General features: G+C 35.3%; 20 protein-coding genes and 1 tRNA gene. 10 read left to right on the top strand and 11 right to left on the bottom strand.

Annotated features, from left to right (window positions below; genetic code table 11):
* The coding region (locus ABFR62_06535) for a hypothetical protein (GenBank protein MEN8138070.1) at positions 1-286 on the top strand (286 nt) is incomplete at its 5' end.
* On the opposite strand, the gene ABFR62_06530 is transcribed toward ABFR62_06535, so the two are convergent.
* The 3 genes from ABFR62_06530 to upp all read right to left on the bottom strand — a co-directional run bounded on the left by ABFR62_06530 (position 286) and on the right by upp (position 1,937).
* Positions 286-356 (bottom strand) — tRNA-Cys (locus ABFR62_06530). The two genes, ABFR62_06535 and ABFR62_06530, sit on opposite strands and share 1 nt — an antisense overlap.
* A gap of 90 nt (positions 357-446) precedes the next feature.
* Positions 447-1,244 carry a hypothetical protein gene (locus ABFR62_06525; protein MEN8138069.1) on the bottom strand — a complete coding sequence of 266 codons (798 nt, stop codon included), beginning with the start codon at positions 1,242-1,244 and terminating at the stop codon, positions 447-449.
* A 39-nt stretch (positions 1,245-1,283) separates the two neighbouring features.
* Positions 1,284-1,937, bottom strand: a complete 654-nt coding sequence (gene upp / locus ABFR62_06520) for a uracil phosphoribosyltransferase (GenBank protein ID MEN8138068.1) — start codon at positions 1,935-1,937, stop codon at positions 1,284-1,286.
* A 400-nt stretch (positions 1,938-2,337) separates the two neighbouring features.
* Between upp and ABFR62_06515 the strand changes: the two genes are divergently transcribed.
* The 3 genes from ABFR62_06515 (at position 2,338) to ABFR62_06505 (ending at position 5,031) form a co-directional block, all read left to right on the top strand.
* Positions 2,338-3,222, top strand: a complete 885-nt coding sequence (locus ABFR62_06515; protein ID MEN8138067.1) for a hypothetical protein — start codon at positions 2,338-2,340, stop codon at positions 3,220-3,222.
* Positions 3,223-3,325: 103 nt separating this feature from the next.
* Positions 3,326-3,931, top strand: coding sequence for a DUF4254 domain-containing protein (locus ABFR62_06510; GenBank protein MEN8138066.1), 606 nt, complete (start codon positions 3,326-3,328; stop codon positions 3,929-3,931).
* A gap of 59 nt (positions 3,932-3,990) precedes the next feature.
* Entirely contained in the window at positions 3,991-5,031 is a 1,041-nt protein-coding gene (locus tag ABFR62_06505) for a glycosyltransferase family 9 protein (protein ID MEN8138065.1), read from the top strand.
* A gap of 74 nt (positions 5,032-5,105) precedes the next feature.
* Here ABFR62_06505 and ABFR62_06500 read toward each other — a convergent pair whose 3' ends face one another.
* From ABFR62_06500 to ABFR62_06490, 3 genes are all read right to left on the bottom strand, one after another.
* Positions 5,106-5,696, bottom strand: coding sequence for a Crp/Fnr family transcriptional regulator (locus ABFR62_06500; GenBank protein MEN8138064.1), 591 nt, complete (start codon positions 5,694-5,696; stop codon positions 5,106-5,108).
* A 597-nt stretch (positions 5,697-6,293) separates the two neighbouring features.
* Positions 6,294-7,424, bottom strand: coding sequence for a glycosyltransferase (locus ABFR62_06495; protein MEN8138063.1), 1,131 nt, complete (start codon positions 7,422-7,424; stop codon positions 6,294-6,296).
* 6 nt (positions 7,425-7,430) lie between these two features.
* A complete protein-coding gene (locus ABFR62_06490; protein ID MEN8138062.1) occupies positions 7,431-8,363 on the bottom strand; it encodes a lysylphosphatidylglycerol synthase domain-containing protein in 933 nt (310 codons plus the stop codon).
* 16 nt (positions 8,364-8,379) lie between these two features.
* Between ABFR62_06490 and ruvC the strand changes: the two genes are divergently transcribed.
* Positions 8,380-8,934, top strand: a complete 555-nt coding sequence (ruvC, locus tag ABFR62_06485; protein ID MEN8138061.1) for a crossover junction endodeoxyribonuclease RuvC — start codon at positions 8,380-8,382, stop codon at positions 8,932-8,934.
* 91 nt (positions 8,935-9,025) lie between these two features.
* Here the strand turns inward: ruvC and accD are convergent, their stop codons facing one another.
* A complete protein-coding gene (accD, locus tag ABFR62_06480) occupies positions 9,026-9,871 on the bottom strand; it encodes an acetyl-CoA carboxylase, carboxyltransferase subunit beta (GenBank protein ID MEN8138060.1) in 846 nt (281 codons plus the stop codon).
* A gap of 158 nt (positions 9,872-10,029) precedes the next feature.
* The gene (locus ABFR62_06475; protein MEN8138059.1) at positions 10,030-10,257 is read right to left on the bottom strand and encodes a hypothetical protein; all 228 of its coding nucleotides are present in this window, start codon (positions 10,255-10,257) and stop codon (positions 10,030-10,032) included.
* Positions 10,258-10,527: 270 nt separating this feature from the next.
* On the opposite strand from ABFR62_06475, the gene rnr reads away from it, so the two are divergent.
* The 3 genes from rnr (at position 10,528) to ABFR62_06460 (ending at position 14,186) form a co-directional block, all read left to right on the top strand.
* A complete protein-coding gene (gene rnr, locus ABFR62_06470) occupies positions 10,528-12,699 on the top strand; it encodes a ribonuclease R (GenBank protein ID MEN8138058.1) in 2,172 nt (723 codons plus the stop codon).
* A 71-nt stretch (positions 12,700-12,770) separates the two neighbouring features.
* Positions 12,771-13,454 carry a head GIN domain-containing protein gene (locus ABFR62_06465; GenBank protein MEN8138057.1) on the top strand — a complete coding sequence of 228 codons (684 nt, stop codon included), beginning with the start codon at positions 12,771-12,773 and terminating at the stop codon, positions 13,452-13,454.
* Positions 13,455-13,532: 78 nt separating this feature from the next.
* A complete protein-coding gene (locus ABFR62_06460) occupies positions 13,533-14,186 on the top strand; it encodes a LysE family transporter (GenBank protein ID MEN8138056.1) in 654 nt (217 codons plus the stop codon).
* Between the two features lie 5 nt (positions 14,187-14,191).
* Here the strand turns inward: ABFR62_06460 and ABFR62_06455 are convergent, their stop codons facing one another.
* From ABFR62_06455 to ABFR62_06445, 3 genes are all read right to left on the bottom strand, one after another.
* On the bottom strand, positions 14,192-14,926 hold the full coding sequence (locus ABFR62_06455) for an NAD-dependent deacylase (protein ID MEN8138055.1): 735 nt from the start codon (positions 14,924-14,926) through the stop codon (positions 14,192-14,194).
* Between the two features lie 57 nt (positions 14,927-14,983).
* Positions 14,984-18,337, bottom strand: a complete 3,354-nt coding sequence (mfd, locus tag ABFR62_06450) for a transcription-repair coupling factor (GenBank protein ID MEN8138054.1) — start codon at positions 18,335-18,337, stop codon at positions 14,984-14,986.
* A gap of 317 nt (positions 18,338-18,654) precedes the next feature.
* Positions 18,655-19,023 (bottom strand): YraN family protein, encoded by a 369-nt coding sequence (locus ABFR62_06445; protein ID MEN8138053.1) that lies wholly within the window; start codon positions 19,021-19,023, stop codon positions 18,655-18,657.
* A 172-nt stretch (positions 19,024-19,195) separates the two neighbouring features.
* Between ABFR62_06445 and hemH the strand changes: the two genes are divergently transcribed.
* Both hemH and radA read left to right on the top strand, forming a co-directional pair.
* Positions 19,196-20,212: a ferrochelatase gene (gene hemH, locus ABFR62_06440; protein ID MEN8138052.1), complete on the top strand. Its 1,017-nt coding sequence runs from the start codon at positions 19,196-19,198 to the stop codon at positions 20,210-20,212.
* Positions 20,213-20,278: 66 nt separating this feature from the next.
* The gene (gene radA / locus ABFR62_06435; protein MEN8138051.1) at positions 20,279-21,643 is read left to right on the top strand and encodes a DNA repair protein RadA; all 1,365 of its coding nucleotides are present in this window, start codon (positions 20,279-20,281) and stop codon (positions 21,641-21,643) included.
* Positions 21,644-21,710 lie beyond the last annotated feature (67 nt).

Raw genomic sequence — 21,710 nt, 5'->3', positions numbered from 1 at the left:
CGCTGCGCTGCGTGATCCGAAAACTCTACCATTGCAAATTAAAATCCCCAACGCTGGTGCGTTGTTGGTCTTTTTTATTTCCAACCACTTACAAAAACACGTCCCTTGCATCAGTCGGATTACTCCGCTGCGCTGCGTGATCCGAAAACTCTACCATTGCAAATTAAAATCCCCAACGCTGGTGCGTTGTTGGTCTTTTTTATTTCCAACCACTTACAAAAACAGGGTTTTTGACGTTGTTGGAAATAAAAAATCCCCACTCTTACGAGTGAGGATTTTAACTTGAGGTTCCAATCGGATTCGAACCGATGTAGACGCTTTTGCAGAGCGCTGCCTAGCCACTCGGCCATGGAACCTTTTCGCTGTTTGCGGGTGCAAATTTAAACATAAATTTACAGCACCCAAATAAAAACTTACTTTTTAAATTGTTTAATACCCCATTTATTTTAAAACCTATACCCTATTTGAAGCACGTATCTAAAATTCCCGCCAAATAATGAAAAGTTTGATTTTCCGCCTTTTGCAGAAATTTCTTTTTCATCAACAACATCGGCCAGCCATGGAGCCTTATTCATAATCATGTTAACAAATTCCTTATAGATCTCGTTTTCTTCTATATTTTCATCATATATTTCAATATCCCCACTTAATTTCCCGGTATAGAAACTCAGTGCCGGCCCAACCAAAACTAAGTCGACAGTGAACCTGTCGTAAAACACGAACTGATATCCCAACTGCATACCTAAGTTCAGGTTATTTACAGTAGCTTTCAAATCAGCATTGGCTAGCGCAATATTTCCGTTATTTTCATCAACTAAATTAAAATTAGTGCCAAATTTCTGGTTATATATACCTGCAAATACTCCCCAATATACACCTTCGGGTGCTTTCCGAACATTCCTGTTGGCTATATAAAAATTATAATCTGCAAAAATACTAAAACCTCCTCTATAAGAATCTCCATCAATATACTCTACCTTTTCTGACTGAGTAAGTAATTTGGGAATTTCCAGATATCCGACATTAACAGATACAGTATTTTTATCTGACAAAACCCTTTCATATCCCAGATTAATATTCCTATACCCAAAGATCATAAAAGGAGTAATATTCCACCGGATTGTATTCTTATAATCTGTCAATTCTGACAATTCATTTTTCGCAAAATTACTTTCTTCTTTTGGAGAATACTGACCAAAAGAAAGAATTGGAACTAATAAAATTATAATTAATAAACCCTTCATGATTATTTTTTTTACTCAGCCCCGGTAACAATTCACACACTACAACTTTTCTCCATAAGCTAAATCTCCTGCATCTCCAAGACCGGGAATAATATAACCTCTATCGTTTAGTTTATCATCGACTGTGGCAATCCACAATGTAGTATCCTCAGGAAATTCATTCGAAATATATTCAACTCCCTCTTTCGAAGCAATTACTGACAATATGTGAATCTCTTTTGGTTTTCCAAACTTGAGGAGCGAATGATACACCGAAATCATCGAAGATCCCGTAGCAAGCATAGGATCAATCAATATCAAAGTTTTTCCCTCTATTGAAGGGGTGGCCACATACTCTACAACAATCTCAAATTCATCTTCGTCATTATGATGTTTTCTAAATGCAGATATAAATGTATTTTCAGCCTTGTCAAAATAATTTAAAACACCTGTATGCAATGGCATTCCTGCTCTTAAAATTGAACACAAAACAGGTTCCTTATCTATTAAACTCATTTGCTTTCTTCCCAAAGGAGTATTAATGGTACGTCCCGAAAACTTTAAGCTTTTGCTTAACTCATACGCCAACACCTCTCCTACTCTTTCTAGATTGCGGCGAAAACGCATCCTGTCCTGTTGAATATTTATATTTCTCAATTCCGAAATAAACTGATTCAATATTGAATTCTTTTCTGAAAAATCATTAATTATCATTACTAATTATTTATTCAATTAAAGTTTTTATTAAAAAATAACACACTTAAAATTTACTTAATACAGCAATTCTTTAAGAACCAAATGTGATTATAACAAATATAATGAATCTAGCTCCAAAATAATTATCTATGAGTCTATTTTGAGAAAAACCCTGTAGTAGTTTTCTTTCGGTAAAAGAAAGTATTCGTTTCCGGTTAATAATACACCTCAAAAACACAACTTAATACATATTTGATTTCCTGTACATTACAAAAACAACAAGGTTTTTTTAGACTCTCATTACAGTTAGTACAATAAATTCTCAAATCTGTATATCATAATACATCTATCCTTAATTTCAAATAACAATATAGTCATAATAAATAAAAACAGCTATATAACTATAACTAACTAGTCAATGAGTAGTATAGATATTTCAAAAAAATGGAAGGTATTCTATGTTTTAAATAAAACGGCCTCTTTATTTATTAGCAATGGATTAGAATTGGAAAGGACATTCAGATTTACTTTGTTAACTTTTTTCTTTGCTCTTGTTCCATTTGCAGTATTTTTTGGCTTCACAGACTTTAATAATCTACACAACCACACCAACTTAGAGTTAAACAGTGCATTTAATACAAACAACAGCGCATTCTTTACTTTTTGGCTTTATGTATCATACAGCATCTTTATCCAGGTTACAATACAAATAGTAGCTATAGGATGGTTTAATAGAAAAGATGATGACAAAAATCCTTTTAGAGAAACCGTTTTATTCGTGGTCAGAAAATTACCCGCACTGGCAACTTTGTCCTTAGTAGAATTTATTGTCGGAGGATCACTTCTTGCACTTTATATCGGAGGTAAAAACATTTTCAATTTTGATGTGATTGCTTCAATATTAGGCATAATATTATTTGCTATATTTTTCTGGTTTTATATTGCATCCTCTCTATCATATTTCGCAGTGTTATCAGACGATATGTCTATTATTGACAGTTTAATATATAGTCTTAGAATTGTTAAAAACGACTGGTGGTCTACATTCGCATATATGGCACTGGCTTCAATTGCCATCTTACTTTTTTCAAAAATAATCAGCCTGCCAAATACTACATATTTAAACAACTTACCTTTAAGAGATTTTAATCAACCCTTTGACTGGACTTTAGAACTAAAAAGACTTTTAGCTTTTTTTATAGATCTATTGGCAAAACTCTCATATTTCTTTTACCACATAAGTATATACTTATGGTACCGGTACAAAAAAGCAACTTATGAGTTTTCTACATTATTAAAATAACTGTTATTAATTTCAGTTATTAAATCATTTTTCAGAACTAAGAAAAGTAAGTCTCTTTTATCCCATAAATAGTATATTTGTGATATTTTAAAAATGACTAGAGATGTTTACAAAACTGTGTAGAGAAATATTCAACAAAAGTATTGACAATTACCACATTTACGATAGTGTAGATACTGAAATAAATAATCCATTTGAGAAAGGAACTATCGAGGCTCTTTTATACAATAAAAACTGGATTGATACCGTACAATGGCATTATGAGGACATCATTAGAGACCCGGAAATCGATCCTGTATCGGCACTGACTTTAAAAAGAAAAATTGATGCTTCTAATCAGGACAGGACTGACATGGTGGAATACATTGACAGTTATTTTCTTGAAAAATTTGACAATGTAGAAATCAAAGCAGATGCCTCTTTAAATACTGAAAGTCCTGCATGGGCTATTGATCGCCTTTCTATTTTATACCTCAAAATATATCACATGCGTGAAGAAACAAACCGTGAAAATGTTTCTGACGAACACGTAAAAGCCTGTGACACAAAACTAAACATATTACTGGAACAGGAAAAGGACTTAACATCTGCTATAGATGAATTATTAAACGACATGGAACTGGGTAATAAATACATGAAGGTATACAAGCAGATGAAAATGTATAATGATGAAAGTCTTAATCCGGTCTTATATAAGGTTAAGAAATAATTCAAAAAAAAAGCTTATATTAAAACTAAATAAATTACAACCCCCAAATACAAGGTGATATGAACCTACTGGTAATAAGAATGTCGGCTATGGGCGATGTGGCTATGACGGTCCCCGTAATAAAAGAGGTATTAAGAACTCATAAAAACCTCAATATTACCTTTATATCACGTGAGGGATTCAGGGTGTTTTTTAAAGGCATAAACCGACTTAAATTCGTTGCTCCCAAACTGGAGGATGAACACAAAGGTTTAGGTGGCTTGTATCGATTATTTCAGGATTTAAGAAGAGATACCGACTTTGATGCTGTTGCCGACTTACATGGAGTGCTACGCTCACAGGTAATATCCGGTTTATTTAAGATGAAAGGTGTTAAAGTTGCATCGATCAACAAAGGCCGTGACGACAAAAAAGAATTAATCAAAGACTCTAATAAAAAGTTTCACCAACTTAAATTAACCACCGAGAGGTATGCTGATGTTTTTAGACAATTAGGATTAGAAGTCAAATTATCACATAAATTGCCTAATAAAAGGAGGGCAAAAATATCCACTTCCATACAAAGGGAGGCTGGAGTAAAAGCAGGACCATGGATTGGAATAGCTCCATTTGCGCAGCATAAGGGGAAAAAATATCGTTTCGACAAAGTAGGTACTCTGATTAAACAACTGCAGGACACTTATCCAAAAGCAAAAATATTTTTGTTTGGAGGAGGAAAGGCCGAAACAAATAAATTAAAAGATTTATGGGATAAATACCCACAAACAATACTAGCTGCGGGGAAAATGACTTTACCTCAGGAGCTGGATCTTATGTCTAATTTAGATGTAATGATCAGTATGGATTCTGCAAATATGCACATGGCATCGTTGGCAGGTACTAAAGTAGTCTCAGTTTGGGGAGCAACGCATCCTTATGCCGGGTTCATGGGTTACGGTCAATCTCAAAAGTGGGCCGCACAAATCGATATGAAATGTCGTCCATGTTCGGTTTTCGGAAACAAAGAGTGCCATAGAGGAGACTATGCCTGTATGATGGATTTACCGGAATCCTTAATTGTTGATAAGGTTAAAATTATTGTTCCAGTAAAAGAAAAGTAAAACCTAAAAAAGGTGGCATAAACTAGTTTTTATGCCACCTTTTTTATTAATCTTCAGCACTACTACATAGTAGATTACCTTCTGATCTTTGCTATTTCGTGAAGCTTATCTTTCTCCAGGATCTTTATCCTTTTTTGATCGATTTCCACCAACATTTCTCTTCTGAAGTCATTCAGATTTCTGATAGCTGTTTCAACAGTAACTCCCGCAAAATCAGCTATATCTTTTCTGTATAGTTGAACCGCAATAGTTTGCTGATCTTCAGCATATCCATAGGCATTAGCAAGCATCAACACTCCTTCAGCAATACGTTCTTTAACCGACTTATAAGCCAGACTAAACATTCGGTTTTCCGAATTTCTCAACTGTTTTGATAAAAGTGTTAAAGTATCTTTCGCCAACACAGGGTTTCTGTCGATCTCATCAAAGAAAAAAGATTTTGTAACTGCACACAATTCACAATCTTCCATTGCAACAGCTGTTGCAAAATATTTCTCATCATTTAACAGTGATCTGTAGCCTATTGTATCCCCCTCTTTAGCAACTCTAACTATCTGTTCCTTTCCATTCTCACCCAGGATAAATACTTTTATTTTTCCCTTTCTTATAATGTACACATATTGAGGAATATTTCCCTGTACGAATATATTCTGCTTCCTCTTCACAAACAGATCAACCTTATTCTCCTGTAAATCATTAAGTGAATTTTCGGATAAAGAATGAAAAATTGTGCTTACCGGAAACTTGCAATTCGCGCATCCCGTGCCATCATTAAAACTACATTTTAACATATGTCAAGTTAATGTTTTCAAGATTATAACATTATACACCAGCAATCTAACAACTGCCGGAAATACAAGTGTACAAAGGAAACCATTTTATTTTTTTAATTAAATGACATTTATCAATCGTAAAATGATAGCCGTCATAATTATTTATGTTTAAACAAAAAAAGTATAAATGGCACAATAATTGCTTATTAATCAACTAACAAGCTTAATACATTTAACCATACCTTAACATAAAACAGTTTTAAAAAATCGTTTAATATTGGTGAATGTGTTGTAAATTTGCATATTCTAATTACAATAAAACCAAACAGTTAATAATGAAAAAACAGGCTGATACACAGAGAAAAAGAGAGGTTGTATTTAATATACTTCTTGAGGCAGGATATGTGATTGCTCTCTTTCTACTTGCTACTACAATATATACAGTATTTTACAGTTGAAAAAAGCTATCTCATTATACCATTTTAACAGTTACTTATTAAACTTACGGCCTTTCCATTCAAAGTCAGACACCTGAGAAAGAAAAGCTATACTCACTACATAAAACGGGTAGGTAATTGCAACAACCGGATATAAATAGATTTTTTTTGAATCTCCAAGAAAGTTACTGCTTATTTTTAACAACCAGAAGTCTACCAAAAACTTCAAAACAATAAAAGGAAGCACATCTTTTAAATAAACTCCAAAAGCTGCAAATATCATCAACAGCAAAAGCATTGCATTAGACAAACCAATCATAAGACTGACACCTTTAATAAACAAAGAGCTATAGCTTGACGATTTTGCGGCCCACCTGATTCTTTGTTGTACAAACTGGCTTACAGTTTCCATTGCATTTGTATAAACTATAGCACTTCCCGCTTTAATGTATTTGACTTTATTTGGAATTTTTTTGATAATTTTTTCCATAAGAAATAAATCATCTCCTGAAGCCATATTCATATTTCCTTCATAACCTCCAACTTCATAAAAGGTATCTTTTCTAAACGATAGATTTGCTCCATTACACAAAAATGGCTTTCCTAGTCCGAACCCTCCAATAGTGGAGCCCATCATCGCAGCCAAATCACATCTTTGAAATAAATCGATAAAGCCTTCATTATTTGAAATCATATTTACGGGCCCGGCAAGCATCACTGTCTCTTCGACCTGCAATTTCTGATCTATAAGTTTTACCCATAATGGTTGCACCGTACAATCGGCATCAGTAGTAATTATCCATGAAAACAATGCTTCTTCAATCCCAATATTTAAGGCATTCTTCTTTCCGGAAGTGCCTTCCGGCACTTTAATAACCCGTGACTTTATTTTGGTATATCTCAATAGCGTATTTGCAATTTCAAATGATCTGTCCTCAGAATTATCATCTACAAGAATAACCTCAAACTTATTATAAGGATATTCTATTAACGCCAAACTACCTATAAGTCTTTCCAGGTTTTGCTCTTCATTTCTGAATGGAATGATAATAGAGAACTCATTAACCGGTGATGCAGTTTCATAGGTTTCCTCGGGTACCTTATAAAATCCCGCTATAAGCAATAATATCAATATTGAATAAAGAAAAACTATTGTGGAAGTAACAAATACAACATTTTCCATATTGAGTTAGTTTTGTTTTGTTTTTAATATTAACAAAGAGCCAATTAAGGCGGGAATAACAAAATTAAAAATCCAGGCGATAAAAACAACTGTAACTACAACAATTTCATTTACTCCGATTAGAGAAAATAAAAAAATCGCTACTGAACCCCGAATTAACAAATCTCCGAAAAAAATTGAAGGCAGAATTGATATCAAAAAATAATTAAGCGTAATTATCGAATAATACTCAACTGAGCTGTCAACACCAAAGACTAAAAGAAGTAATAAAAACTGTAATGAAAAAGCCAAGTACTTTATAACAGAAATAGCCAAAATCCTAAACCTGTCATTTATACTTAACACAGATAAAACAGAAATTTCTACTCTTTTCGACAGCCAAGGCAACTGAAGTCCTGAATTCTTTCTAAATAGAAAAAGAGACAGTAAGGTGAAAAACAATAGTACAGACGGCAAAACAGCACCGGGAACCTTTGCCTGAACATTTACGGGAAGAAAATAATAGAAAAACAAGCCCATTAATAATGTAACATACAGCTGCATCATATTACCGAAGAAATTAAACCCTAACACCTTCTTCCACATCTCCTTTTTATAAAAGGTTACTTTCGCTCCATATTCTCCTATTTTGTTTGGGGTAATTATAGATGCCACCAAAGAGGACAAAACTATTCTGAAACTCTCATTAAATGTGATATTCCTGATTTTTTTCGACAATACTTTCCATTTCGAAATTTCACAAAACCAATTAACAGCCGATAATATAACTGCAGAAACAAATAACCAATATTGCCCAAAAGAAATAGCTGATATCGCTCCCCCTATTTCACTCAAAGGTTGTTTTGATATCTTTTGATAAATAAAATAGAAAGCCATTACGGCAATAACTATCTTAGCGAGCAAAAAGGCATAATATTTAACTTTGGCACTTAACGTCATTTAATAAAAAAAGCAATTGACTGAGAAAATAATACTAGGTATCGACCCCGGAACAACTATTATGGGCTTTGGATTGATCCGCGTTAAAGGTAAAAAAATTGAACTCATAAGCTATGATGAATTAATTTTATCTAAGCTTAAAGATCACAGTTTAAAACTTAAAAGAATTTTCGAAAAAACTCTTGCAATTATAGACCAATACCATCCGGATGAAATTGCTATCGAGGCACCTTTTTTTGGTAAAAATGTTCAATCTATGCTAAAGCTTGGGAGAGCTCAGGGAGTAGCAATGGCAGCAGGATTATACAGAGAAGTTGCAATCACGGAATATGCTCCAAAAAAAATAAAAATGGCAATTACCGGTAATGGTAATGCTTCAAAGGAACAGGTTGCAGGTATGCTGATGCAACTCTTAAACATGAAAGAGATGCCCAAACATTTGGATGCAACAGATGGTCTGGCTGCTGCTGTTTGTCATTATTTTAATGGAGGAAAAACTACCGGAAATGAAAAATCATATTCAGGATGGGGCGCATTTATAAAAAACAACCCTGATAAGGTAAAAAAATAGTACATTCCCTTCGGAATAAATAATTTGTCAACCCATAAAAAAACTCGGAACTAAATAAGTCCCGAGTTTTTTTTATGATGATAGTATATAACTACTTGTTTAATATCAAGCCGATATACTGATTTACTTTTGATTTTAAATATTTACGTTCTACTATAAAATCCAAAAAGCCGTGCTCCATTACAAACTCTGCAGTTTGGAATCCTTCCGGTAAATCTCTACCGATAGTTTCTTTAACAACTCTAGGTCCCGCAAATCCAATAAGTGCCCCCGGCTCAGCTATATTAATATCTCCAAGCATCGCATATGAAGCAGTTACACCACCGGTAGTCGGATCGGTAAGCAACGATATATATGGAATCTTTGCTTTTGAAAGCAATGCGAGCTTAGCAGATGTTTTAGCCAATTGCATTAAAGAAAATGCAGCTTCCATCATACGGGCTCCTCCGGATTTCGAAATCAACATAAACGGAATCTTATTTTCGATAGAGTAATCAATTGCCCTTGCAATTTTCTCACCTACAACCGATCCCATTGATCCACCAATAAAACTGAAATCCATCGCCGCTATTACTAAATCTTTCCCCTCAGATTTACCAACAGCAGTACGTATAGCATCTTTTAATTTGGTCTTTTTTTGAACCTCTTTAAGTCTGTCCGGATACTTCTTCTTATCCTCAAATTTAAGCGGATCAAGCGAAGTTAACCCTTCATTAAATTCAGTGTATTTACCATCATCAAACATGATTTCAAAATACTCCTCACTCCCAATGCGAACATGATAACCATCCTCCGGACTTACGTAGAAATTCTTCTTAAGCATATCCGTATCGATAATTTTTCCACTTGGAGTCTTGTACCACAATCCTTTTGGCACATCAAGCTTCTCCTCTGTAGGAGTAGTAATCCCTTTCTCTGTTCTTCTAAACCAAGCCATATTGATTGATTTAATTATATTTAAATTGTTTGTTTGTCTTTAATATATTGTCACAGCAAAAACCGTAATATAAGCCCGGCAAGGTAGAAAATTTTATTTAAACAACATCTCCTGAATTTTATTAAAAATAACTCAGATAATAAACAGTTAAAAACGCACTATTCCTTAAAATCAACACCGTTGACTATCAAAATATCTTGTGCCTTTATCTCTTTTGTATTGTTAAATATAATTTTCTCAACGCCATCTTTAACTATAAGATCGCTTATGATTCCCTTTTCCGTAAATTCTACACCATCATCATCCATAAAGGTAATTTCGACCAAAGTCTTCCTCATCGCGAAAACTTCCAACTGATCATATAGTCCGCATGCTAGTCTAAACATAATTTCGATATTTGTCGCAAAAATAAGTATTTAAAAGAAAAACGACCTAATAAATTAGATCACTTACAAATACTAATTTCAGAAAGTATTTCTGATTATTCGATTTTATTAAACAATTAGAGAATCAAATAATTACCTTTGCTTTGAAAATGAGATTAAAATTGTCTTATATAAAGCTCTCCATTCAGTTGCTAATATTTGTAACTACTTCTATCTTTATCAAACATAGAACCCAATTTCATTAAATAATTAACACCTTTATTTTAAAAGATGTCACACAATAAGAAACACAGTAAGAAACACAATAAAAAATCAGGAGGAAAACGCAGGGCCCTGAACCTAAAAGATATTACACGTAAGATATTAAAGGTTTTCAGACAAAATCCGGGTCAGGCTTATAACTACAAACAATTATCCGCCAAATTAAACATAAAAGATTCCGCAGGACGACAAGAGGTATTGAGAAAGATGGAAGAACTCAAAGCTCAAAATCGTATTGAAGAACAAGAAAGAGGAAAGTACCTGCTAAAACCGGATGTTCTATATATTTATGGCAAAGTAGATATGAAAGCAAATGGTTCTGCATACATTATCTCCGAGGAGATGGAATCTGATGTATACATACCACGTGGTAATACTCAACATGCATTACACAATGATTTAGTAAAAGTTTATCTGTATCGCCGTAAAAAACGCGGTCGTCAGGAAGGAGAGATAGTCGATGTTATTGAAAGATCGAGAACAGATTTTGTAGGACAGATAGAAATATCATCACGGTTTGCATTTGTTATTCCTGACAGTCAGAAGATGCCGGTTGATATTTTTGTACCTCTAGACAAAGTTTTAGATGCCGAAAACGGACAAAAAGTAGTAGTGAAAATGACCGACTGGCCCGAAAAAGCGCAAAGTCCGTTTGGCGAAGTTACCCAGGTACTTGGTAATCCGGGTGAACACGACGTTGAAATGCACTCAATATTAGCCGAATATGGTCTTCCATATAAATTTCCGGACCACGTTGAGGATGAAGCTAACCAGATAGATACTGAAATTCGTGAAGAAGAAATCGCCAAACGCAGAGATATGCGTTCAGCAACAACTTTTACTATAGATCCGGTTGATGCAAAAGATTTTGATGATGCACTATCTGTAGAAAAACTTGAAAATGGTAACTGGGAAATTGGAGTGCACATTGCCGACGTATCCCATTACGTAAAAGAAGGCTCTGTCCTTGAGGAAGAAGCAATCTCGAGAGCTACTTCAGTATATCTTGTAGACAGAGTAGTTCCAATGCTTCCGGAAATATTATCCAATAAAGTTTGTTCACTTCGCCCAAATGAAGAAAAATATACTTTCTCGGCGGTATTCGAAATAAATGAAGATGCTCAAATTATAAATAAGTGGTTTGGAAGAACTGTTACTCTTTCCGATAGAAGGTTCACTTATGAGGAAGCACAGGATGTAATAGAAAACAAACAGGGCGATTATGCTAAAGAAATATTATTACTCGACGATTTAGCAAAAAAATTGCGTGAAGACAGAGCAAAGAAAGGAGCTATTTCATTTGATAAGGTTGAAGTTAAGTTCAAACTTAATGAGAACCACGAACCAACCGGGATCTACTTCAAAGAGTCAAAAGACTCAAATCATCTGATTGAAGAGTTTATGCTGCTGGCAAATAAGAAAGTGGCTGAATTTATAGGGATGAATAAAAATGGAGAGCCAAGCGGTACTACATTTGTATACAGGGTTCATGATGACCCGGATCCGGAAAAACTTGCTTCTCTTCAAACATTTGTTCGTCAGTTTGGATATCAAATGCAGATACAGAGCAAAACAGCAATTTCTAATTCTCTGAACAAATTATTAGCCGACGTACATGGTAAGGCCGAAGCCAATATGGTAGAAACTTTAGCTGTAAGATCAATGAGTAAAGCCAAGTATACAACAGACAATATAGGTCACTATGGTCTGGCTTTCGATTATTACACTCATTTTACATCTCCTATTCGCCGTTATCCTGATGTAATGGTTCATCGTTTGCTCCAACATTATTTAGACGGAGGCAAATCTGCACAAAAAGAAGACTGGGAAAGAAAATCAGAGCATTCGTCCGATAGAGAAACTATGGCAAGTAAGGCTGAGCGGGATTCTATAAAATACATGCAGGTAAAATATATGGAAGAGCACCGTGATCAGGAGTTTATGGGCGTGATTTCGGGTGTTACAGAATGGGGAATGTATGTAGAAATCATAGAAAATAAATGTGAAGGACTGGTAAGGATCAGGGAAATTAAAGATGATTATTACACCTTCGATTCTAAAAACTACTGTTTAGTAGGCGATGTTACTAAAAATATATATCAGCTGGGCGACCAGGTAATGGTTAAAGTAAAAAGCACGGATCTCGAGAAAAAACAATTGAATTACGAACTCATCGAATAATTCAGGTATAATTAATGCTTATGCAACAATTCCCGGTTTTTAACGTATTTATAATATTAAAAACATTAGATATGCATATTAGAAATATTATTTTATCATTAGCAACATTTTTATTTGTATCAACAACTTTCGCCCAGAACATTGATACAAGGCAACTAAGAGATTTTGAGAATGTAACCTCGTACGATGGTGTAAGCGTTCAGTTGGTTCCTTCGAACAAAAACTACGTAAAAGTTTCCGGCGACAATATCGATGAAGTCGTTACTCAGGTATCAGACAAAACACTTAAAATAAAAATGACCTTTGGCAGTAACTTTAAGGGAGGAGACAGTCATGTTATTGTTTATTTTGCAGGCGACCTGAAAGAAATAAAAGCTACAGAGGGAAGCTCCATAAGTTCGAATGAAAAAATTAAAAACAGACTTTTAACAATTAAATCTATCGAAGGAGCAGATGTTGATATCAAAGTTGATTCAAAGGACCTCATCATAAAAATAGCTACCGGCGGGAAGATTGAACTTGAAGGGAAAAGTGAAAATTTAAGTGTGAATATTAGTACCGGAGGTAATTTCGACGGCAAAAACCTTAAATCTAAATACGGAGAAGTGAAAGTTAGTGCCGGTGGAGATGCAAATGTTCAGGTAGAAGAAATTCTGGATGCTACTGTAACTATGGGAGGTAACATTTTCTATTACGGAGAAACAAAAACCGTAAACAAGGACATAAGTCTTGGTGGTAATATAGAAGCAAGATAGATATTTTTATAATAAAATTACCTTATTTTTGTAACGGAGCTCATAACTTGAGTTCCGTTTTTTAATCAACAAATATTCATGCTAGATATTATTTTATTTGCCATTCCCTTAGGCTTAACTTTAAGCATACTGGTAGGACCGGTTTTTTTTATACTGATTGAAACCAGTATAACCAAAGGTGCCAGAGCTGCTTTAATGCTCGATGTAGGAGTGGTACTATCCGATATCTTCTACATAGCAATTGCCTTTTTTTCAAGTAAACAACTACTGAAGGATTTAGAAGACACTCCATCTTTATTCCTAATTGGCGGAGCAGTTATTTTTGTTTATGGACTGAGAAGTGTTGTAAAAAAAGACCATATCGAATATGAAAATGTTTCAGAAAAAAAGTCAGATTATTTCGGGTTAATTTTAAAAGGCTTCTTTTTAAATGTGATAAATATCGGCGTCCTTATATTTTGGCTAGGATCAATGGTAATTGCAGGGCACAAGATGAAATTTGACACTGCTGACACTTCCCTGTATTTTGGAACAGTTATTGCAACTTACCTTGTAATTGACATAATAAAAATAGCTCTCGCAAAAGAATTCAAGAAAAAACTCACTGATGAACTTCTATACAAGGTAAAGAAAACCATAGGTTTTATTTTAATGGGATTTGGTATAGTTCTTTCCATGAGAGCCTTTGTTACGAAAGAAGATATGAAGTTTCTATTGGATATAATATCCTAATAAACTTAATAAATTATCTCTTTTTTCAAAGCATCCATTACTCCGGTTGCCTTTCCCTGCAGGAAAATATCCGTTATAGAATTAGTATAAGCCGATTCTTCTGTGTTTATCTCTACAATTGTAGCCCCCGATTCTTTTGCAACGTATGGAAGTGAAGATGCCGGGACAATTTCGCCTGTAGTACCTATTACCAGCATTACATCACAGCTTTGTGAAGCATGAAGAGACTTTTCGTATGCAAGTTCCGGTATACCTTCTCCAAAAAAGATAAAATCCGGCTTTAACAACCCTCCGCATTTCTCACACTTTGGAGGAGTATCACTTAATGCTTTTTCTGAAACCTGTTCTATGTTAGAACATTCGAAACATACCAGCTGTCGGCAATTTCCATGAAATTCATAAACTTCTTTACTTCCTCCTTCCTGATGAAGACTGTCTATATTTTGCGTAATTATAGATTTAAGTAAGCCTGACTTTTCTAATTCGGCTAATGCATAATGAGCTTTATTTGCCCTTGCATCACCAAAAAAATCGAAAAACAATTCTTTAATCACCGGCCAGCTTTTCTGAGGACTAACTTTATAAGTATATAGATCCAGTATACTGGGATCATACTTACTCCACAATCCTCCTTCGCCTCTAAAGGGCGGAATACCACTTTCTACCGATATGCCTGCACCCGTAAATGCCGTTAAATACTTTGAGTTTTTTATTATCTCAGCAGCTTCTTTTATACCCATCATCAATATATTGAACTGTAAATTTACTCTAATTATTGTTCATTATACCGCTCAAAATCATGAAACATTCAATCTTTCAAATACCTTTAAAGCCTTTCCTATTGTATCAACATCATCTAAAACCAAAGTCAACAATGTATTTCCGGCTTTATTGGTTCTTTCTTTCAATTTGCATTCAAGAGGATTCTTCTGAACAAAACCCAGAATCTTAGTAAAGACATCAGACTGAAAATAATCAGATTCCTGATTGCTGACAAAATATGCAATCAATTTTCCCTTCTTCATAACCAACCTTTCAAAACCAAGATCTGTTGCCAACCATTTTATCTTCATACTATCGAGCAAATCGATAGTCTGTATAGGCAATTCCCCGAATCTATCTACCAAATTACTTTGGTATTCCAACAATTCATCTTCGTTTTTAACTTCGTTTAATCGGTTGTAGAGAGATAATCTCTCAGAAATATTGTTTACATAATCATCCGGCAACAGTATCTCAAAATCAGTATCAATCTGACAGTCCTTAACAAAAGACTTTGGCCCCTGTTTTGATTCTTCATCAAACAGTTCCTTAAATTCGCTTTCTTTCAACTCCTCGATGGCTTCGCTCATAATCTTTTGATAGGTATCAAAGCCCATTTCTGCCATGAATCCACTTTGCTCACCTCCCAACATATCACCGGCTCCACGGATCTCAAGATCTTTCATGGCAACATTAAATCCTTGTCCTAAACCTGAATACTGCTCTAATGCCTGCAACCTTTTACGTGCCTCTTCGGTCATTGCCGAATATGGAGGCGCTATAAAATAACAGAAAGCCTTTTTATTTGAACGTCCTACCCTTCCACGCATCTGGTGCAAATCGGAAAGTCCGAAATTATTGGCATTATTTATTATCATTGTATTGGCATTTGGTACATCAATACCACTTTCAACAATAGTTGTAGAAACCAAAACATCAAATTCCCCGCTGATGAAATCCAGGGTAAGCTTTTCAAGGGTTTTCCCATCCATCCGGCCATGACCAATAGCAACTTTAGCTCCGGGTACCAAACGCTGTATCATTCCGGCTACTTCCATGATATTCTCTATCCTGTTATGAATAAAAAATACCTGACCCCCACGTGATATCTCATAAGAAATTGCATCCCTGATAATCTCTTCGTTAAAACCGACAACCTGTGTATCTATCGGGTGACGGTTTGGCGGAGGAGTATTTATTACAGATAAATCCCTTGCTGCCATCAACGAAAACTGTAGGGTTCTGGGAATTGGAGTTGCGGTAAGGGTAAGAGTATCTATATTGGCCTTTAAAGTCTTCAATTTATCTTTTACGGCAACACCAAATTTCTGCTCCTCATCAATAATCAAAAGCCCTAAATCCTTAAACTCTACACTCTTACTTACAATCTGGTGAGTTCCTATTAGAATATCAATTTTACCTTCTTTTAAATCAGCTAATATCTCTCGTTTTTGCTTTGCTGATCTAAACCTGTTTAAATAATTAATATTAACAGGCATATCGCCAAGTCTTTCAGAGAATGTTTTAAAATGCTGAAATGCCAGTATTGTAGTCGGAACCAAAATAGCAACCTGTTTACTGTCGGCAGCTGCCTTAAATGCAGCACGGATTGCCACCTCGGTTTTTCCGAAACCAACATCCCCGCAAACCAGTCTGTCCATAGGTCGCTCGCTCTCCATATCGGCCTTTACATCCTGTGTTGCCGTGAATTGATCCGGTGTATCTTCATAAATAAATGATGCCTCAAGTTCGTGCTGCAAATATGAATCCTGAGTATATTGATAGCCTTTCTGACTGCGCCTTTTTGCATATAACTGTATCAGGTCGAAAGCAATTTCCTTAACCTTTTTCTTAGTTTTTGTTTTAAGAGCCTTCCATGCCGGAGAACCAAGCTTATTTACTTTCGGGATCTTTCCGTCTTTCCCGTTGAATTTCGAAATCTTATACAGCGAATGAATACTCACATAAAGTATATCGTTTTCGGAATAAACTAATTTTATTGCTTCCTGAAACCTTCCTTCAACTTCTATCTTCTGCAGCCCGCCAAACTTTCCGATACCGTGATCGATATGAGTTACGAAATCTCCTATCGAAAGACCGGTAATCTCCTTAAGACTTATACTCTGCGATTTTGCATGAGTATTTTTTAAATTAAACTTATGATAACGTTCAAAAATCTGATGGTCGGTATAAACAACCAGATTATTATCAAGGTCAATGAATCCCTCATGAACAGGAAAAACTCTTGCCAAATAATCAATATCGTGACCTATATCTTCAAAAATATCGTGAAAACGTTTCACCTGTTTCTCACTTGCACATAACAGCAGATTTTGAAACCCTTTATGAGTGTTTTCCGCTAAATTTTGAGTCAACATCTCAAAATTCTTGTTAAATGACGGCTGTGGTTCTGCATTTATTTTCACAAAAAAATCAGCCTTAAAAAGTGGTTGGGTCGAAAACTCAATCAGAGAAAAGTCAAGAACCGATTTATAAAATTCCTTTGAACTGATAAACAACTGTTCGGGCTCAAGATGGTCCAACTCGCCTTCGAGAGATTGAAAAGCCGTATTGGCCTTATCAAAAAGCTTATCTAATCTGGCACCTACCAATTCTGCATTATTAAATGCAATTACAGAAGATGCAGAAATATATTTCAAAAAACTCTCTCTTCGCTCATCAATCCGCTTATCTTCTACATTAGGAATAATCCTGAATTTATTAACTTTATCAACCGACAACTGACTCTCAACATCGAAAGTTCTTATACTGTCAACTTCATCTCCAAAAAACTCTATCCTGTACGGGTTATCATTCGAAAATGAGAAAACATCAACTATCCCACCCCGCACAGAAAAATCTCCCGGCTCAACAACAAAATCAACCCGGTTAAATTTATATTCGAAAAGAACCTCATTCAAAAAATCAATCGAAATATTATCCCCAACAGCTACCTTGAGAGAGTGCTTTTCCATCTCTTTCCGCGTAATTACCTTCTCGAAAAGAGCATCGGGGTAAGTAACAATTATCGCCGGTTTTTTACGACTGTTTATCCTGTTGAGAACCTCAGCACGCAACAGCACATTAGAATTATCGGTTTCCTCAATCTGATATGGCCTGCGGTAACTGCCCGGATAGAACAAAACATCCTTTTCGCCAACAATCTGTTCGGCCTCATTTAGGAAATACGCCGCTTGCTCCTTGTCGTCCAGTACTACAAGAAACGGCTTTTCTGTTTTGCGGAAAATTGCCGTCGTATAAAAGGATTTTAACGCACCAATTGCCCCGCTAAAACATATTTTACCTGTAGCATCTTTAGTTAATTCCTCACTAACTTTTTGTACGTGATCCGATTCTTTATAAAGGGTGATAAGTTCCTTAGGAGTCATTTTGTTTTACTTTTCTGAAAGTGCAAAGATAAACTGATTTATGATTGTTAATTTATGATTTGTATTTTTTTTAGGCCGGCTAAACCTGCCTTCCTGAAGAAGTCAGGCAGGCGGGCTATACACTATACTCCTCAATAATAAAGCTCTTCACAATACAATTGCGGTGGCTCATAAAGTCGCCTCCTCATTTGTTTGTTCAGTAGCTTTATTACCTGCGGGGTATCGTTGCTATCCCTGCCGGTATACGGTCCATTTTAACTAAAAAATATCATAAATTAAATTGTCCCTACATAAAACCCGGCTGTTTGTACAGTTTTTTACATTTCAAACGACAGGAAAGCATCATCAATATGACGCAATAGTGTTTTTTCTTTTGTCTTTAAGATTGCAATAATATCGAACCTGACATCTAAATCCAGATCCTTTTCTTCGATGTAGGCATCGGCACACTCAACAATCTTCCTTCTTTTTATGTAATCAACAGCATCCTCAGGATCACCAAAATAATCGGTAGCTCTTGTCTTAACCTCAACAACAACTAAAACCTCCCCTTTTTTGGCAATAATATCAATCTCATACCTGTTATAATACCAGTTGGTTTCAAGTATTTCGTAGCCTTGTTTTTTTAGGTGCCTGACGGCTTCTATTTCGCCTTCACGACCAAATGCGTAGTTATTTCTCTTCATAGTTATAATTAATGGGTAATAATATTAAAGATAATAAATTTCGTTATTAAAGGCTTCTGCTAAAAACGATTATTAACTCTCATTTTGCACATAGAGTATTTTAATACGGGTGGCATGCATCAGTGTTTATGGGGATTTCATATATTTGGATTCAAAATTTTTATTCGCAAAAATGATTGAAGCTTCAAAAAAAGGGATTTTACTTTTAGGTGAAGGAGCCCCGAAAAATGCTGAATTACCATCAATAAACAAGTACTATAACGAGTATTTCAACGACTCAAAAGTGAGTACTAATGATTCCTGGTTAAAAGCCATTAAGAGAAATAAACTGTTCCTTCCAAAACTAATTGAGGAAAGAAAATGGCAGTTTGAAAAAATCAACTTTCAGGATGGAATTGCCACCCATATAGCAGCAGAAAAAATCAGAAAAGACTTAGAGCTTGATGCGAAAGCACCTGTATTCCTGGCAAACAGATATGGTGAACCATCAATTTCAGATACACTGAAAGAAATTAAAGAAAGTTCGATAGAAAAAATATTGATCATCCCGCTTTTTCCGAACTATCTGCCAATGACATACGATACTTCTATTCTAAAAACTTTTGAAATAGCCGGAAGAGATTTTCCCGAAGTAGAACTTCATATTATTCCGCCTTTCTATGAACATAAAGACTATATAAAACCATTGGAAATGATGGTTCGGGATCAAAATACAATAAACAAGATCGAACATTTGCACTTTGTATACAGGGGTGTAAAAGAAGAGCATATTTCCGGTAGTAAATGTAGTTTTGAAGGTTTGGCCGACATTGAGGAAGAGAACAAACAGGTAAATTATTGTTATCAGGTAAAAACTACTACCGACTTGTTAATGGATAGGATAAATGACCTGAATATAGACCACAGCTTATCCTTTTTACCGGCAAAACTAGGCAAAGGAAGTTACCTGACACCAAACACAATCGACACACTTAAAGATCTGATATCTAAAGGGACAAAAAACATTACGCTTATCTCTCCATCTACTATTATCGACAATATTGAAACCCTTTACGATATAGATATTGAACTTAGGGAAAAATTCATGGAAATTGGAGGAGAAAGCTTTACTTTCATCCCATCGATTAACGACCACCCTGAATGGATCGAACATCTGGCAAAATGGGCAGATGAATGGTTGTTCTCATAATTAAAATAAGCTTTTACCAGGTAACACAAACTCCCAATAGGGAAAAACGCAAATCCTAATAAAAAAATGGCTAAAACAAAAACTTCTTTTTTCTGTCAAAACTGCGGTGCCCAACATTCAAAATGGATGGGTAAATGTCCAACATGTAATCAGTGGAATACCATTGTTGAGGAAGTTATACAAAAAGAAGCCGTTAAAGCGTGGGACTCTTCACAGGCATCAACCGGCAAGAAGTCGAAACCATTTAGAGTCTCAGAAATTGTAACAAATCAGGAAAAACGCTTCAATACCCTAAACGAAGAACTTGACAGGGTTCTGGGGGGAGGAATTGTTCCGGGCTCATTGATATTACTCGGTGGAGAACCGGGAATAGGAAAATCTACTTTGATGCTGCAACTTGCCTTAAGTGTATCGCACTTAAAAACTCTTTATGTTTCGGGAGAGGAGAGTTTAAACCAGATAAAGATGCGCTCTGAAAGGATTGGGATCAACAATGAAAACCTATTTATTCTGGCAGAAACAAAAACTCAATCCATATTTAATCAAATAAAGGCTCTTAACCCGCAATTACTGATTATTGATTCTATCCAGACTTTACAAACAGAAATGATAGAATCATCGCCGGGAAGTGTTTCACAAATCAGGGAATGTACTGCTGAATTGTTGCGATTTGCCAAAGAAACTTCAACACCGGTAATTCTAATAGGCCACATTACGAAAGACGGAAATCTGGCCGGTCCAAAAATTTTAGAACACATGGTTGATGTGGTTCTTCAGTTTGAAGGCGACAGAAATCATCTGTTCAGAATTCTCAGGGCACATAAAAACAGGTTTGGTTCTACTCAGGAGCTTGGAATTTATGAAATGCATGGAAGTGGTTTAAGAGAAGTTAAAAACCCATCTGAAATACTTATTTCCAAACGCGACGAAGAACTTTCGGGTAACGCAATAGCCGCAACAATGGAAGGTGCCAGACCAATGATGATTGAAATTCAGGCACTGGTTAGTTCGGCTGTTTACGGTACTCCACAAAGATCTACAACAGGCTACGATATAAAAAGACTGAATATGCTCCTTGCCGTTCTGGAGAAAAGAGCAGGGTTCAGGCTTGCAGCAAAAGATGTATTTCTAAATGTAACAGGAGGGATAAAAGTTGATGATCCGGCCATAGATCTGGCCGTGGTTGCTTCAATATTATCATCGAATGAAGATATTTCTATATCCAACAAAGTATGTTTTGCCGCCGAAGTAGGTTTAGCCGGCGAGATTAGACCGATAAACCGGGTTGAACATAGAATTTCTGAGGCTGAAAAACTTGGTTTTGAAGTAATATTTGTTTCTAAATACAACAAAGCAGACCTGGATAAATTCAAAATTAAAGTTGTTGCCGTTTCCAAAATGGAAGAAATGTTTCAACGACTTTTTGGTTAATATTCTTGGTACTACCACGAATGTTGTGGGAGTTTAAGTAGTTATTTCAAAAAAAGATTATTGGATT

The organism is Bacteroidota bacterium, assembly GCA_039714315.1.
GTDB lineage: Bacteria > Bacteroidota > Bacteroidia > Flavobacteriales > JADGDT01 > JADGDT01.
The sequence above is the reverse complement of the archived record's forward strand: the minus strand, read 5'-3'. Positions and strand labels throughout refer to the sequence as shown.